Origin of the sequence: Desulfovibrio sp. (assembly GCF_019424165.1) — a bacterium.
Taxonomy (GTDB): Bacteria; Desulfobacterota; Desulfovibrionia; order Desulfovibrionales; family Desulfovibrionaceae; genus Desulfovibrio.
In genome coordinates this window covers 67,721-82,806 of record NZ_JAHZAA010000008.1, presented here as the reverse complement: position 1 = coordinate 82,806, position 15,086 = coordinate 67,721, and the positions used below count along the sequence as shown (strand labels likewise).

Sequence of the window (15,086 nt, the reverse complement as noted above, 5' to 3'; positions counted from 1 at the left end):
AGGTGGACTTCACCCAGGACTTCTTCAAGTGCCCGGTGAACCTGACCGTTTCCGGCCAGCTGGAAGCCGAAGCCCTGGCCATGGCCCTGGGCAAGGTCTACACCTTCGGCCCCACCTTCCGCGCTGAAAAGAGCTATGACACCCGCCATGCCGCCGAATTCTGGATGATCGAGCCGGAAATGGCCTTTGCCGACCTGGAAGACCTTATGGAACTGGGCGAAGGGCTTACCCGGCACGTGGTGGAACATGTGCTCACCCGCTGCGAAAGCGACGTGAACCTTTTTGACAGCTTTGTGGACAAGGGCCTGCGCCAGCGTCTACAGGACATGCTGGCTGCGCCCTTTGGCCGTGTTTCCTATACGGAGGCCGTGGAAATCCTGCAAAAAAGCGGTAAGGACTTTGCCTTTCCCGTTGCCTTCGGCACAGACCTGCAAACAGAACACGAACGCTACCTGGCCGAAGAACACTTTAAAAAACCTGTCATTGTTTACGATTACCCCAAAGATATCAAAGCGTTTTACATGCGCCAGAATGAAGACGGCAAAACCGTGGCCGCGATGGACATGCTGGTTCCGCGCATCGGCGAGCTTATCGGCGGGTCGCAGCGCGAAGAACGCCTGCCCAGGCTTGAAGCCCGCATCCGCGAAATGGGACAGAACCCGGAAGACTACTGGTGGTATCTCGAACTGCGCCGCTTCGGCACTGTGCCGCACGCCGGTTTCGGCCTGGGCTTCGAGCGCCTGCTCATGATGCTCACGGGCATTACCAATATCCGCGATGTCATCCCCTTCCCCCGTACACCGGGCAATCTGGAATTTTAGGCCGTCACGGTCGGGCCGCGCTCAAGATTTGTCAGCACGGCAGCAACATAAACTATGCCTGCCCCGCCGGGCGTCACTGCCCGGCGGGGGATTACGCGCAGCGCAACGCCATCCGCCGCTTTCGCCTTGCATGAAAAATGCGGGGCCGTTGGAGCCTCGCAACCAGCGGGTTTATCCGCAGGGCGGCAAAATGCTCTCTTGAAAGGCAAGCCTCCCCTCATGCCCTTTCGTGGTGACCCAACGCACAACGCGCCCTTCACATTTACCGCGATCAGGACTATACTGTCGCCTCACCGCGCGCATTTGCCGCGCTCTTTTTATCGGCGGCCCCGTAAGGCCGAGTGCATCGCCCAAGGAGAGCGAAAAGCCATGAGCAAGAAGCTGACTGTTGCCGTTGTTGGCGCCACTGGCGCCGTAGGCCGTGAAATGCTCAAGACCCTTCACGAGCGCGACTTTCCCGCCACCGAAGTTCGTGCCTTTGCTTCCGCCCGTTCGGCGGGAACCAAGGTTCCTTTCGGCGAGCAGGAACTGACCGTTCAGGAGCTTAAAGAAGACGTCTTTGAAGGCATTGATCTGGCCATTTTTTCCGCTGGCGGCGCCGCTTCGCTACAATTTGCCCCCCATGCGGCCCATGCGGGCTGCGTTGTGGTGGACAACTCCTCCACATGGCGCATGGATGACCGCTGCCCCCTGGTAGTACCTGAAGTCAACGCCCAGACCCTGGAAAATCATAGCGGCATCATCGCCAATCCCAACTGCTCCACCATCCAGATGATGGTGGCGCTCAAGCCCCTGCACGATGCGGCAAAAATCAGGCGCGTGGTTGTTTCCACCTATCAGGCGGTTTCGGGTACAGGGCAAAAGGGCATTGAAGAGCTGGAACGTCAGGTGCGCGACCTCTTCAACGGGCGCGATCCCGAAAACAAGGCCTATCCCTACCGCATTGCCTTCAACTGCCTGCCCCACATCGACGTCTTCCTTGAAAATGACTACACCAAGGAAGAAATGAAGATGGTTCACGAAACCGTCAAGATTTTCAACGATCCGTCGGTCAAGGTCACGGCGACCTGCGTGCGCGTACCCGTCTTCTACTGCCATGCCGAATCCGTCAACGTGGAGACGGAAAAGAAACTTTCGGCCAGAGATGCCCGTGTTATACTTGCGCAGGCTCCGGGTGTGCGCGTGTTCGACAATCCCCGCGAGCTTATGTACCCCATGCCTGGCTATTGCGTGGGCGACGACCACACCTATGTGGGCCGTATCCGCGAGGACGAAACCATTGCAAACGGCCTCAACATGTGGATTGTGGCCGACAACGTGCGCAAGGGCGCGGCCCTCAACACCGTACAGATCGCCGAAGAACTTGTGCAGCGTGACCTTGTGCGCGTGACGGACAAAAACGTCTTCATGTCCTGAGATTGAACGAATGCAGCAAACGTGCGGGGCGTTCTGCGCCCCGCACACCTTTTGAGGAGACGCCCTTGAAAGCAGTCGATGCCCATACCTACCTTGCGGCCCTGCTGGCCGCCCCCAGGCCCGGCGCTGAAAACGTGCTGGCCTTCTATGACCACAGGGTGGGGCATATCTGCACCGACGCGTCCCTTCTGCTTTTGCCGCTGGATGACCACATCTGCCACAGGGGCGACGGCCTTTTTGAGAGCATCAGCTACCGCCAGGGCAGGCTGTTCAGCTTTGACCAGCACCTTGCGCGCCTCAAGGACGGCGCCGCTGCCCTCGGTATCATTCCCCCCTGCCCGTGGGACACCCTGCGCCGCATCATACTGGACGTGGCCCGCGCCGCAGGCAGCGACCACGGCGACATGCGCGTATTCCTGAGCCGTGGCCCCGGCGGTTTCGGCATCAGCCCGGCGGAATGCCCACAGTCAGGGCTGTACGTGGTGGCCCTGCGCAAAAAATTTGCGGGCGAAGCCTTTTATGAAAAAGGGCTTACCGCCTTTACCAGCGCCATCCCGCCCAAGCAGGAATACCTGGCCCGCATAAAAAATACCAACTATCTGCCCAATGTGTTCATGGCTATGGAAGCCGCCAGCAAGGGCATGGACGTTGCCGTGACCTTTGATGAAAACGGCTTCATGGGCGAGGCCGCCACAGCCAACGTGGGCCTTGTGGACGAACATGGCCGCCTGCTCTGCCCCGAACTCAAACGCATCCTGCCCGGCACCACCATGCTGGCCGCCCTTGAACTGGCCGCGCGCCGCCACCCCGCCCCCATTACGGTGGTAGAAGCGCCCATAGCCAAGGAACAGATCCGCACGGCCAGCGAAATGCTGCTTTTCACCAGTTCCACCCTTTGCGTGGGCGTTACCCATTTTGACGGCCAGCCCGTGGGCTGCGGCGAGCATCTGGGCAGACCGGGGCCTGTGACCCGGTGGCTCAAGGATGCCCTGCTGCGGCATTTGATGGAACAAGGTACTCCCTTCTGATGCGTGTTCTGCTTATTGCCCTGCAAGATACGGTTCCCGGTTTCGCCTCGCCTGAAGAACAGTCCCGGTGGGCCGAACTTGGCTCGCCCACGCGCACGGCGCGTATGGAGGAAGAGCATGTTCTGGCACTGGCCCGCGCCATGCGCGATGGCGGCCGCCTGGCCCCCATGCTGGCCTGCCGCGAATCTTCGAGCCTGCATGCCCGGGCATGCCAGCTCAACCTGCCCGTACTGACCGTAAATGGAGCAAGCCCCGGCAATCCGTTCAACTTTTGGCGCTTGTGGCGCTGGCAGCGCAGGCATCAGAAGCTGCTTGTGCAGACAATGGGACAGGAAGCCGTGGCCCTGGGCCGCAGCGTATTGCGCATGCGCCCGGCAGGAGCCACCCTGCTGGCCCATGCCTTTCCGCTCCGGCCCCCGCAGGGGCAGTGCGCTGCAACCAGGGCATTCAGGGCTGCCCACAAGGTGCTGTGCGGCTCGCGCCATATTATGGAGCGCCTGGCCGCCGCAGAGGCCCGGCAGGCTTCTGACGCCCAGGCCGAAAAAAAAAGAACGCGCGGAAAAAACAACGAGGCAAACGCGAACCTCCGCCCGGAGTGCGGTGAAAAGTCCCGCACCCTGCCCCTGGGGCAGGACATCCTTACCCTGCTGACTCCGGGTATGAGCCTTGACGATTTTTTACCCGCCGCAGAATACGAAGCAGACCACCCCGCAGCGCCTGATCCGGGCTTTGCCGGGTCCAACCGCTTTGCCTTTGGCCTGGCCGATGCCCTGACGCCGCGCTCCGGCGCGCAGGTGGTCATGCGGGCCATGTCGGCCATCTGGCAGCGCGACGACCTGCCGCCGTGGGAAGTGCGCGCCCTGGGGGGCGGTCCCCGCCTTGCCGAAATTCTTGACGAAGCCGAAAGCCTTGGCGTGGCCTCGCGCCTGAGCATGCTCAACGAGCAGTACCTGCCCGACGTGCTGCCCCGCTGCCATGCCTGGATCGCGCCCGGCTCTTCCCCCGAAGAACTGCCTGAAAACCTGTGGGCCGGTGTGGCCGCGGGTCTGCCCCTGCTGTGCAGTCAAAGCCCCCTGCACCTGGAGCGCCTGTCTCTGGAGGGCGGCAAGCCGCACAATGCGGCACTGCTGGTGGAAGAAAACGACCCGCAAGCCATGGCAAAAGCCATGATCGACCTTATGCAGAACGCGGAACTGCGCCGGGATCTTGTACGCGGCGCGCAGGCGCTACGCCCCCATGTGGGGCTGGAAGCCTTTGCCGCACGCGCCTGCGCCCTGTATACCCAATGGTGCCGCGAACTGGGCTGGCTTGAGCCGGGCCACGACGATGCCCACCGGCCTTGAATATAATTACGTACTGAAATACTCTGTCATACCGTTTTCAAATACAGCCCAGGAACAGCGATGAAGTGTAAAATCTGCAAAGCCGAGGCCGCAGTAGCCCTGCGCAGCCACAATGCCGCCTTTTGCCCCGACTGCTACAAGGACTTCTTTTCCCGTCAGGTAACCAGGGGCATTGAAGGACAGAAGCTTTTTACCCGTGACGAGCGTGTGCTCGTGGCCCTTTCCGGGGGCAAGGACTCCCTCGCCCTCATGCTCGAGCTTTCCCGCCAGGGCTACAATGTCACGGGCCTGCACATCGACCTGGGCATTCCCGTGTCCTCGGCGGCGGCGCGGGGCGTTGTGGAACGCTTTTGCGCCAAGCACGGTCTCAACCTCATGATCAGGGAAATGGCCGCCGAAGGTCTTGCCATTCCTGCGGTCAAGGCGCGCCTGAACCGCCCCGTCTGCTCGGCCTGCGGCAAGATCAAGCGTCATTTTTTCAACAAGGTCGCGCTGGATGAGGGCTTTGACGCCCTGGCCACCGGGCACAACCTTGATGACGAGGTGGCCCGCCTTTTCAGCAACACCCTGCGCTGGGACACGGCCTACCTTTCCGACCAGGGGCCGCGCCTCGACAGCGAGCACGGCTTTTCACGCAAGGTCAAACCCCTGTGGCGGCTTACGGAATTTGAAACCGCCAACTATGCCTTTCTGATGGGCATAGAAAACCACTATGCGCCCTGTCCTTACAGCCCCGGGGCCAGCTTCACCACACTCAAGGGGCTGCTGCAAAATCTCGAAGCCGCCATGCCCGGCCGCAAACTGGACTTTTATCAGGGTTTTCTGGCGCGGGGGCGGCCTGTTTTCGCAAGACGCGAATCGGAAGAAGGTGTAACCCTTGCCCCCTGTACGCTGTGCGGCTATCCCACATCCTCGGGCGATACCTGCGGCGTCTGCCGCATACGCGCAGCCCTGCGCGGGGACAGTGTGTAACGCAATAACATCCGCATGACAGGCGACGCGGGCCGATGACGCCATGCCCTGCCACCTGCCACGGGCCGACGCCTGCAAAATGCCCGCATCGCAAAAAATACAAACAGGCCCCTGCCGCTGTAGCCAGCGCCAGGGGCCTGTTTTTTTATGTCGTATACTGCTTCTGAAACCAGAATACGGGATTTAGCCAAGCCTTGTTGCGTCAATGACGTTATATTCAAGCCCCAACTGAGCCGCAGGCACTCCCAAAGCCAGACCCACCAACTGCGAAAGGTGCAGCACGGGTACGCGCGCCTTGGATTTGTTCAGCTCCTGGGCATTGTCCTGATAAATGTCCAACTGCATCTGGCAGAGGGGACACGGCGTCACCACACAGCTTGCACCGGCAGCGGCAGCACTGTTGATGATCTCGCTTGTCATGCGCATGACGGATTTTTCCGCCGGATACACAGCATGAAAGCCGCAGCAGTCCAGCCGCTTGTCAAAGGGTACGGCCTGTGCGCCTATGGCGCTGATGACCGTCTCGAAACTGGACGGATTCACAGAACTTTCAAAACCCAGTGCGGATTCGGGCCTCAGACTGTGACAGCCGTAAAAAGCCGCAACTTTCAAACCGGCAAGAGGTTTGACAACCCTGGCCTTGAGCGTGTCGGCATGCTGGGCCAGCACCCAGAGCAGGCTGGTCACTTCGCTGTCGCCTTTATAGGTCATATTACCCTTGGCAAGAAAGGTATTGATACGGTCTTTCTGCCCCCCGTCCAGCTCGGCCTTGGCCCGGCGCAACATGAGCAGACAGGTGCTGCATGTCGTCAGTACCGGCAGCCCCATCTGTTCGGCAAGGGCCAGATTGCGGGCATTGGCCACCAGCGTTGCCAGCGGGTCCACATCCTGGGCCTGTGAAGCGCCGCAGCAGGTCCAGCCGGGGATTTCCTTAAGGGTGATATTGATGATGGGGGCCACAGCCTCCAGGGCCATCTTGGACTCTTTGGCCGCCTGAGTCAGCACGCAGCCGGGAAAAAAGGCGTATTCGGTCTGCATACGGCTACTCCTTTGCGGCGGCATGGGCCGCCTCAATCATCTTCACCAGGGCAGCATGCCCTTCAACGGGATCTTCACCAAAGGCTTCAAGCGGGTTCATCTTGCCCTGACGCAGCAGGGTGATGGCCATGCCCGCACGGGCCACGGTGCTGATGCCCTCGGTACGCAGAGCCAGCCGTACTTCGTTAAGCCGTCCCGAATCCTCCACCAGGTCGGTATAGAAGGATCTGGCGTGGGCCGGGCCAACGCCGTCCGTCATGCCTTTTGCCATAACCCTGGCGCGCAGGCCCGCAATATCATCAGCGGAACTGATACCCTTGGGGCAGCGGTTGGCACATTCCTGGCAGTGCACGCAGTTCCACAGGCCGCCGGCCACTGCGGGCTTGCCGTGCACCAGAGGATCCTTGCTGCGCGAGTCATTGGCGGCACGCCAGGCATGCGTGAAGACAAAGGGTTCCATATAATCCCGGTTGTCGGCAGTAAGCTTGTTGCATTCGGAAGCGCAGCAACCGCAGATGATACAGTCCCACTGCTTTTTGATACGGTCGAATTCAGCCTGTGTCTGACGGCAGCCCTCTTTCACCGAAAACTCGGACTTTGCGACCATGCCAGGATGGATTTTACGCAAGTTTTCCATCGCCGGTTCCCAGTCCACCACCAGGTCTGAAATGACCTTGAAGTTCGCAAGGGGAGCAACGCGCAACGTATCTGAGCCATAGGTTGCAATCAGGTCGTCCATCTTGGTGTCGCAGGCCAGAATGGCATGCCCGTTAACCCTGACGCCACAGGCCCCGCAAATGGCGCAACGGCAGGACGCCGTGAAATTGAGCGTGGGATCCTGCGTCTGTTTTATGAACAGCAGTGTATTGAGAACAGTCTTGCCGGACACGTCGGCAGCAGCAAGAACATAACTTTGCTCGTAGTGTTTTTTGCCGTCAAAGCGGTCAATGATGAGTGTTGCCATTAGTATTTACGCTCCTCGGGCTTGAACTTGCTGATCGCCACATCTTTCCAGCCCATACGCAACCTGCCGTCTTCACTCATAGTGACCATGCTGTGCTTGAGAAAGTTGGCGTCATCACGCCGGGGGAAGTCCTCCCTGGTATGCGCCCCGCGTGACTCCTTGCGCTCAGTGGCGGCAAGACAGGCGGCCTGCGCCAGTTGCAGCATGTTGCCCAGTTCCACATATTCCGTGAACACAGAGTTATAGACCGGGTTGGCATTGGGCACGCGCAGCGCGTCATAGCGCGAGCGCATATCCGCCAGGGTGTCCGACAGGGCGACAAGTTTGGCCTGGGTACGGAAAATACCCATATTGTCCCACAATTGCGCGCCCATTGCTTCGCGAAGCGCGTACATTTCCTTGGCGTCACCGCCGCTGGAAACGCCAGTAAAGCGGCTTTGCCACTGGCCGGCCAGGTCCGCCAGGCGTTTGCCCGCGCCATGATCTGCCGTTCCGGCGTAGGCCGCGGCCCCATCCCCGGCAATCTTGCCGGTGACTACGGCATCCGCCAGGGAATTGCCGCCCAGCCGGTTGGCCCCGTGAATGGACACACAGGAGGCCTCGCCTGCGGCAAACAGGCCCGGAAGCTCCGTGGACATGTCATCAAAGCTTACCACATCAATACCGCCCATGGAGTAGTGGGCCGTGGGCCGGATGACCATAGGTTTGTCCACGAGATCTATATTTTCAAACAGCTTGCCCACGTGGCGGATCTGCGGAAGATCGTTGACTATTTTATCCCGCCCCAGATGCACGAGATCCAGCAGTACATATGCTTCAAGACCCTGCCCGTAGCCGCGGCCTTCGCGGATTTCCGTTTCAATGGCGCGGGCCACAATGTCGCGGGGGCCCAGCTCCATCTTGCCGGGGGCGTAGTTCTTCATGAAGCGCTCGCCCTTGTTGTTGAGCAGGTAGCCGCCCTCACCCCGTGCGGCCTCTGTGATAAGCACACCGCCGTGCACCACGCCCGTGGGGTGAAACTGGATCATCTCGGCGTCCTTAAAGGGAACTCCCGCGCGCAGGGCCGCAGCCACGCCGTCGCCGGTGGCAATGTAGGGCGTGGAGGTACGGTTCCAGAAAATACGGGTGTACCCGCCTGTGGCAAGCACCACGGCCTTGGCGCGCACAGGCGATATCTCACCAGTGCGGATGTTGCGCAGTACGGCGCCTTCGCAACGTCCGTTGTCCACGCCGAGGTCGAGCAGCTCATGGTCCATAAGAAACTTGACGCCATGCGTCAGGGCTTCGTCCAGGCACACATGCGCCACGATATGCCCTGTTTTGTCTGCCGAATAGTTGCAGCGCACCTTTGACGCCCCGCCGAAAGGCCGGGCCTTGACCCTGCCGTCTTCCGTGCGCGAAAAAGGCATGCCCATATAATCCAGTTCCATAATGGTGGGGCCCGCCTGCTCGCAGAACTTGAGGGTGGCATCCTGATCGACAAGATAATCGCCGCCTTTGACGGTGTCATAGCAGTGCAGCTCGTAAGAGTCCCCTTTGCTGAAATCGGTAACGCCGTTGATGCCGCCTTCGGCCATACAGGTAGCGTTGCGCGAAGGCATGCATTTGGTCACAACGACCACACTGAGTTTGGGATTTTTTTTCATGGCGGCAACCGCGGCGCGCAGGCCGGCCCCGCCGGAGCCGATTATCAGAACGTCACAGGCAGCCATGGGACCAGCCCCGCTGACAGCCGCGAGGGCCTTGTCGAGCCCGCTTGCGCTCACTGTCAGGGCGCTGATGGTTATACAGGCCGACTGCAGAAATTTTCTGCGGGTAAAGTGTTGGGTCATATAGGGATCCTCAGAAGATGGCGGGGATGTTCAGGCGGGCGTTTCAGCGGGCGCACATGCGGCGGGCGAAAGAACCGCGCTGGCATCCCTTTGTTACTATACTGTTTGTATGCTCGATCTCTCTCCTGCCGGTGTCAAGTGAAAAAAAGCACATTAAAAATCAGCCAATTATATCTACTACATGACCGCCAAAAAATAAACTTTTACAATTTAAACACGTTACGGCACGACCAAAATCCATATACATGCCCCCGCCTCTTGGCTTCCGATACGGGATGAGCAGGGCAAGCCCAAAAACAGAACTGGCCGTGGTGCGCCCCACATGTATGTTTGCGCAGCGGCACATGCGACGCAGAGATGGTCGGGTAGTAAAAAACGGAGTATCCGAACGACCGGGGCAGACACAGGGGGGAGGCTTTGGCAGGCTTGCGCCGGGCAGGCGGCATCCAAAATGATTCCAGCGGCAAGGGGCGACCCGTCAAACCGTGCCGACAGAAAAGCCAGACAAGAAAAGCAGGCTCCCTGAAACGGGGAACCTGCTGGTTTCCTTATGGCGCGCCCGGCGAGATTCGAACTCACGACCTTTGGCTCCGGAGGCCAACGCTCTAACTTTGCCTCATTTTTCATTTTTTTTTATTATTAATCAATTTTGGATGGATAGCCATAAATAGACTTGCATCTAGTTGCATCTTTTGGCATCAGTATCAGCAGATAAGGTTGGAAATACGGTTGGAAATTCAGAGGAAGGATTGCCATGACTGGAAAAGCCCGCATGAAGACGAACTACCCTGGAGTCTTTTTCCGGATTGCCGAACGCAAAGGCAAATCCGGTGAGGAACGCGTTTATTATATCGTTTTTAAGCAAGACGGTAAAGTTATCGAGGAAAAGGTTGGTAGACAGTATGCGGACGACATGACCCCAGCCAGGGCGTCAGGCATCAGAGCCGAACGCATAGAAGGAAAGCGAGCTTCCCGCAAGGAAATCCGTGAAGCTGTTCTCGCAGCGAAAGCGGCAGAAGTGACCAAGCCGACCATCGCCAGACTCTGGGATCAGTATCAGCAATCTTTTGATGACGGGAAAGCCAGGAAAGCAGATATAAGCAGATACCACATCTATATAAAAAGCCTTTTTGAAAATAAAACACCAAATGAAATCACTACGCTAGATGCTGACAAGCTTCGTCAGAAGCTACTCAAAATGGGCAAAAGCCCGCAAACGGCAAAACATGTCCTTGCACTACTTCGCCGTATAGTCAGGTTTGGCGTCAAAAAAGGACTATGCGCAGCCACAGACCCTTCAAAGCTTCATTTTGAGATGCCGAAAGTGGACAATCAAAAAACGGAGAGCCTAACAGCCGATCAGTTGAAAAAATATCTCGAAGCCATTGACAGGGAACCGGATCAGAATGCCGCAGCATTCTTGCGACTTGCACTGATTACAGGCATGCGCAAAGGGGCTCTGATGGCACTTCAATGGGCCGACATAGATTTTGAAAGCGGTTTCATTCTGCTGCGAGGAGAAGTTGCCAAAAAAGGCACGACAGAGCGCATTCCCCTCTCACATGCGGCACGGGCTGTACTGCGGGGTGTCAAAAAAACCGACAGTTCCTTTGTTTTTCCGGGTAAAAATGGTGCACAACGCAAGGATTTTCGTAAAATTGCGATACGAGTAAAACAACGTGCTGGTCTCCCAGAGGATTTTCGGCCCCTGCATGGGTTGCGCCATGCTTACGCTTCATTTCTTGCCTCTAGCGGTAAAGTCGATTTATACACATTGCAGAAATTGTTGACGCACTCCAGTCCGCAAATGACTCAGCGGTACGCTCACCTTGCCGATGAGGCGATGCAGCGTGCAGCCAGCGTCGCAGATGAAATCTTTGACATGGATATGGAGAAAAAATGATACCAAATTCAATCCTTGATCAGACGGCTTTGGAAGAGTCTTTTTTCTTTTGTGAGTATGCGAAGCGAAGATTTGAGATGTCTTATGATAACAATGGACATATCGAAGACGCTATGAAGTATATTAAATTTACCTCACAACAATTCTTCAAGGCAGACATTCCAGAAGGAATGCAGATAGACTTGCTTTCTGATGCCATTTACTGCCATGAAGCGCGCATAATGGGCTTGCGTCATATTACTAAATTTGAGGGAATTGAGGAATATATAGAGTTTATCACTTTTTATCCTTATATTGAAAAGCTTCTCCGAATATCAAATATTTTCAAAGTGTGCGCTGCATTTTTACCTTTTCCATACGACATGGTTGAAGTTGCCAAGCAGATAAAACGCAATGAAAGTATCCCTACAACATTCAAGACTCTGGATAAAACCGACAAAAGATGTGTAATAGCCTTCCATAGCAATCGGGATTATGTATTCTTCGGCATTGATAAAAACCTTCATGTCAATGAAATCATCGACACTCTCAAAAAGAAAGCCACACTTTTCAAGTCAATCAATGACTACGAGAACTGTAAACGTAAAGATATTCTCAATACGATACACAAGCAATCAAACTTAAAAATGCATAGGCAGTCTCTGAATAATGTGTTTTATAAGTCTACTGGATTGCTGATCTATGATTTGTATGTTTCCAGTAACTTTAACCTTGATTCTGCTTTTATGACGCATAGAAGGCACGCTCCCCAAATAAAGTGTGACCCAAGTAAAAATCCAACATCAGAAGACTGCGCGAACTGCAAATATTTTTCTTCATGTACAGACTTGTGGAGAAAGCAGTTCAATGCTGCTGTTGAAAAAATTAGTGGAGCAGAATCTGCTGAGAACTGGCTGAATCTTGCAAAAAAAGCGTCTCCCCAAAAAATACTTCCTCGGCGAGCGATTAGTTTCTTTGAATATAAATTTGGTGGAACTGCTCCATCAAGCTAGTCGAATATCATTGCTTACTGTTTTTCAAATGCATTGGGCTGCAGTTCCATGGCAGATTATTGCTTCACAAGAAGCCTCCCTATTGCTTCAAGCAGCTCATATGTAAAGGCTTTTCTTTTTTGCCACACTGTCATGTAGTAGTTCCCCTGGTGGAGCTGTGCGCCTGTGATTCATTTTTACGGCACAAATAGAAGCTATTCCTGATATTAGATTTAAGCTTTTGGTTGTCCCAAATATCTCCCCAAGCTCATTTCCCCATCCTATAAGAATAGCCGGAGCTCCTAATTCCAAATTGGAGGTCGGCTGATGCCTACCATAGAAACAACATGCCAATGCCTGACTGAGCAGGAGGTCTCAGCCCGAACCGGGCTGAGCCTCTCTACACTTCGCGCACACAGGTTTAAACGTGCAGGCCTTCCCTACGTCAAAATAGGCCGTTCCGTGCGTTATCGAGTCTGCGACCTTGAGGCGTTCCTGTCAAAAAATCGTATTGACCCGTCTGGGAAGAGCTAACGCTTTTACTCTGCTTACATTTGCTCATCGGCGTGAGCGCCACCAAATCACTCGTTCTCCAGCGGCGGTTGCTGCTGGGGAGCGTGTAAGAAATTGTGGTTTGACTTGGAGCATGTCCAACTCCGTAGCGGTGATGCCACTTGTCAAGACGCTGATTTTGGTCGTTTCCCACGACTAAAGAAGAGCTTTTCAAGCCCATATAAACAAAATAGTCCTTTAACAATAGCATGTTAGGAGAATTCCATGGGAACATTTAAGCAGAAATTTGACAAACAGCATGAGGAGTACATCCAGAAGCTTGAAGAGGGGATGAGCGAACCTGAAGTTATGCGTGAAATGGGCTGGTCTTCTCAGCAACTGCGGCGTCACCAGGCCCAGGCGTTCATTGATGGGTATAAGCGGCAGGATCGTGGCAATCAGGCCGTAGTTGCTTTGGCAGATATGCCTGATGAGGTCAAAGCGTTGTTTAAAGTTTGCGTTTGTCGAAGATGAAAACAACGACGGTGCTGTTGTGACGGTGATCTAACTGAACTTGTAGCCTCGGAACACGATCATTCCCAAGCTACAAGCCAATCAATTATAACGGGACTGAGGAAGACTATGAATTATGACTCATTTGAAATTAAGCGCATGGTGAAAATTTCATCATTGAAGCGCGAAAAGGAAAAAGCAGATATGCACTTCGCAAATTTTAGCGAATGCAATCTGCCACTGAATACCAGGAAAATTGTAGAAGCTGTTTCGACATCACGGCATGTTGATTCAGGCTTGGTTTTACTGGGCTGGTTGGCTTCAATTGCAGGGATTGACAGGGGTTGTCATCGTATTAAGCACAAAACAACCGGATATATTAACTCACTTGCTTTACTTATCATGGGCGGTGCAGAATCTGGCTGTGGGAAATCATCGGCACTTGAACCTTTTATAGAGCCCATCAGCCAAGTTGAACTTAATAACTGTAATCAAGATTCATCCAACTTTGAAGAAGAGGATTATGATGCATGCAATCAGCGCATCAAATTCCTAAAAAGTGAATATGCTAAAACAGGCGATCCTGCCAAGCTTGATGAGATTAAGGATATTAAACAGAAGCTGAATGAAATCGAAACGAAAAGAAACAAACCTAGATTCCTCACGTCCGACATAACGAAAGCTGCTTATTTCAAACTTATGGTTGATCAGGGATTTGTTATGCGGATGGAATCAGACGGCATTTTATTACCGCGTGACGCCTTCAGTATGATCAGAAAATTTTGGGGAGGCGAAACCCATTCTGAAAGTAGAATTTGCAGGGGACAGGCAACCTGCAATGATCCTTTCATTGTTGACCTTGTTTTCACGCAGATTGAGTCTTTTACAAAGTTTATCAAGGACAAGAGCTACATTAAAACAGGGTTGTGTGCTCGTATGCTTACCTATAGGGCAGCACCGCATGCCCCGCGGATGTACCAGATTTCTCAGCATGAATTGGACCCAGAAATAAAGGAGTTGATCCGAAGAATTCTTGCTAGAGTTAACGATTGTGCAACCTCGAATGCCGGGCATCAGGTCATCACACTAGATGCAGAGGCAGAGCATGCTTGGGATAATTTCCGGAAAAAATGCTCTGAAGAAGCATCAGGGCGTAATGCTGAAATTAAAGAGTGGGCAAAGCGGATGGCACAACATGCGTTAAGAATCGCAGGGGTTCTTCATATTGCGGAATATTCTGAACCTGAAAAAGTGCCTGTATCGTGGGATGAAATCGTCACCGCAATACAAATCACAGAAGTGTTATCAGACAATCTGTGGGAGTGCATATCTGGTCATGCAAACAGACAAGAGAAGACTTGTATGTGTCATGTCGGGATACATATTCTTGAAGAAAACATGGATATGTTTAGCGCTACACAGATAAAACAGCGGTTCAAGGATCGCTATGCAGCAGCCGAAGTAGATGTTGCTCTCAATAAACTTGAGCAGCGTCGGATTATAAGAAATATATCTGAATCATATTCTAGAAGACGTGGCAGACCTGCAGGGCATGAATACAGGAACAGGTACTACGATAGGCGCTCATGATCTGACGAGTATTGAACAATATCAGCGAAAGGCATTCTCTTGGTATTCAGGGGGATGCTTTTTTTCTGCACATTCAAAATTGGCATATGCGGGAGATGGGTGGGTATTTGTTAGGGGGGAAATGCCGCTAACAAATACCCTCGCCATATTCCCTTTGCATGAAACCTTCAGCATTCAATCGTGACAACTTGATTGACAATGTG

The 15,086-nt window shown here is 54.5% G+C and carries 13 protein-coding genes; 10 read left to right on the top strand and 3 right to left on the bottom strand.

The genetic code is table 11. The features are described from left to right. From asnS to QZ377_RS05090, 5 genes are all read left to right on the top strand, one after another. Positions 1–821, top strand: an 821-nt coding sequence (asnS, locus tag QZ377_RS05110) for an asparagine--tRNA ligase (RefSeq protein ID WP_291440121.1), incomplete at its 5' end; no start/stop codon positions are given. Between the two features lie 369 nt (positions 822–1,190). Continuing rightward, positions 1,191–2,237: an aspartate-semialdehyde dehydrogenase gene (locus QZ377_RS05105; protein ID WP_291440120.1), complete on the top strand. Its 1,047-nt coding sequence runs from the start codon at positions 1,191–1,193 to the stop codon at positions 2,235–2,237. A gap of 65 nt (positions 2,238–2,302) precedes the next feature. Then, positions 2,303–3,265 carry an aminotransferase class IV gene (locus tag QZ377_RS05100; RefSeq protein ID WP_291440119.1) on the top strand — a complete coding sequence of 321 codons (963 nt, stop codon included), beginning with the start codon at positions 2,303–2,305 and terminating at the stop codon, positions 3,263–3,265. Continuing rightward, positions 3,265–4,608, top strand: coding sequence for a glycosyltransferase (locus QZ377_RS05095; RefSeq protein WP_291440118.1), 1,344 nt, complete (start codon positions 3,265–3,267; stop codon positions 4,606–4,608). Before QZ377_RS05100 ends, QZ377_RS05095 begins: the two co-directional genes overlap by 1 nt. A gap of 60 nt (positions 4,609–4,668) precedes the next feature. Continuing rightward, positions 4,669–5,580, top strand: a complete 912-nt coding sequence (locus QZ377_RS05090) for an ATP-binding protein (RefSeq protein ID WP_291440117.1) — start codon at positions 4,669–4,671, stop codon at positions 5,578–5,580. Positions 5,581–5,763: 183 nt separating this feature from the next. On the opposite strand, the gene sdhE is transcribed toward QZ377_RS05090, so the two are convergent. Genes sdhE through sdhA form a run of 3 tightly spaced genes read right to left on the bottom strand, consistent with a single transcriptional unit; the run spans position 5,764 to position 9,414 of the window. After that, positions 5,764–6,618, bottom strand: coding sequence for an 8-methylmenaquinol:fumarate reductase membrane anchor subunit (gene sdhE / locus QZ377_RS05085; RefSeq protein ID WP_291440116.1), 855 nt, complete (start codon positions 6,616–6,618; stop codon positions 5,764–5,766). 4 nt (positions 6,619–6,622) lie between these two features. After that, entirely contained in the window at positions 6,623–7,582 is a 960-nt protein-coding gene (locus QZ377_RS05080; RefSeq protein WP_291440115.1) for a succinate dehydrogenase/fumarate reductase iron-sulfur subunit, read from the bottom strand. Further along, positions 7,582–9,414 carry an 8-methylmenaquinol:fumarate reductase flavoprotein subunit gene (gene sdhA / locus QZ377_RS05075; RefSeq protein WP_291440114.1) on the bottom strand — a complete coding sequence of 611 codons (1,833 nt, stop codon included), beginning with the start codon at positions 9,412–9,414 and terminating at the stop codon, positions 7,582–7,584. The genes QZ377_RS05080 and sdhA overlap by 1 nt, the downstream gene beginning before the upstream one ends. 754 nt (positions 9,415–10,168) lie before the next feature. Between sdhA and QZ377_RS05070 the strand changes: the two genes are divergently transcribed. The 5 genes from QZ377_RS05070 to QZ377_RS05055 all read left to right on the top strand — a co-directional run bounded on the left by QZ377_RS05070 (position 10,169) and on the right by QZ377_RS05055 (position 14,883). After that, positions 10,169–11,317, top strand: a complete 1,149-nt coding sequence (locus tag QZ377_RS05070) for a site-specific integrase (protein WP_291440113.1) — start codon at positions 10,169–10,171, stop codon at positions 11,315–11,317. Further along, complete coding sequence (locus QZ377_RS05065; RefSeq protein WP_291440112.1) at positions 11,314–12,309, top strand: hypothetical protein; 996 nt, start codon at positions 11,314–11,316, stop codon at positions 12,307–12,309. Before QZ377_RS05070 ends, QZ377_RS05065 begins: the two co-directional genes overlap by 4 nt. A gap of 306 nt (positions 12,310–12,615) precedes the next feature. Then, positions 12,616–12,822 carry a helix-turn-helix domain-containing protein gene (locus tag QZ377_RS12635; RefSeq protein WP_365854242.1) on the top strand — a complete coding sequence of 69 codons (207 nt, stop codon included), beginning with the start codon at positions 12,616–12,618 and terminating at the stop codon, positions 12,820–12,822. A 243-nt stretch (positions 12,823–13,065) separates the two neighbouring features. Continuing rightward, on the top strand, positions 13,066–13,314 hold the full coding sequence (locus tag QZ377_RS05060) for a hypothetical protein (RefSeq protein ID WP_291440111.1): 249 nt from the start codon (positions 13,066–13,068) through the stop codon (positions 13,312–13,314). 108 nt (positions 13,315–13,422) lie between these two features. Next, positions 13,423–14,883 carry a DUF3987 domain-containing protein gene (locus tag QZ377_RS05055; protein ID WP_291440110.1) on the top strand — a complete coding sequence of 487 codons (1,461 nt, stop codon included), beginning with the start codon at positions 13,423–13,425 and terminating at the stop codon, positions 14,881–14,883. Positions 14,884–15,086 lie beyond the last annotated feature (203 nt).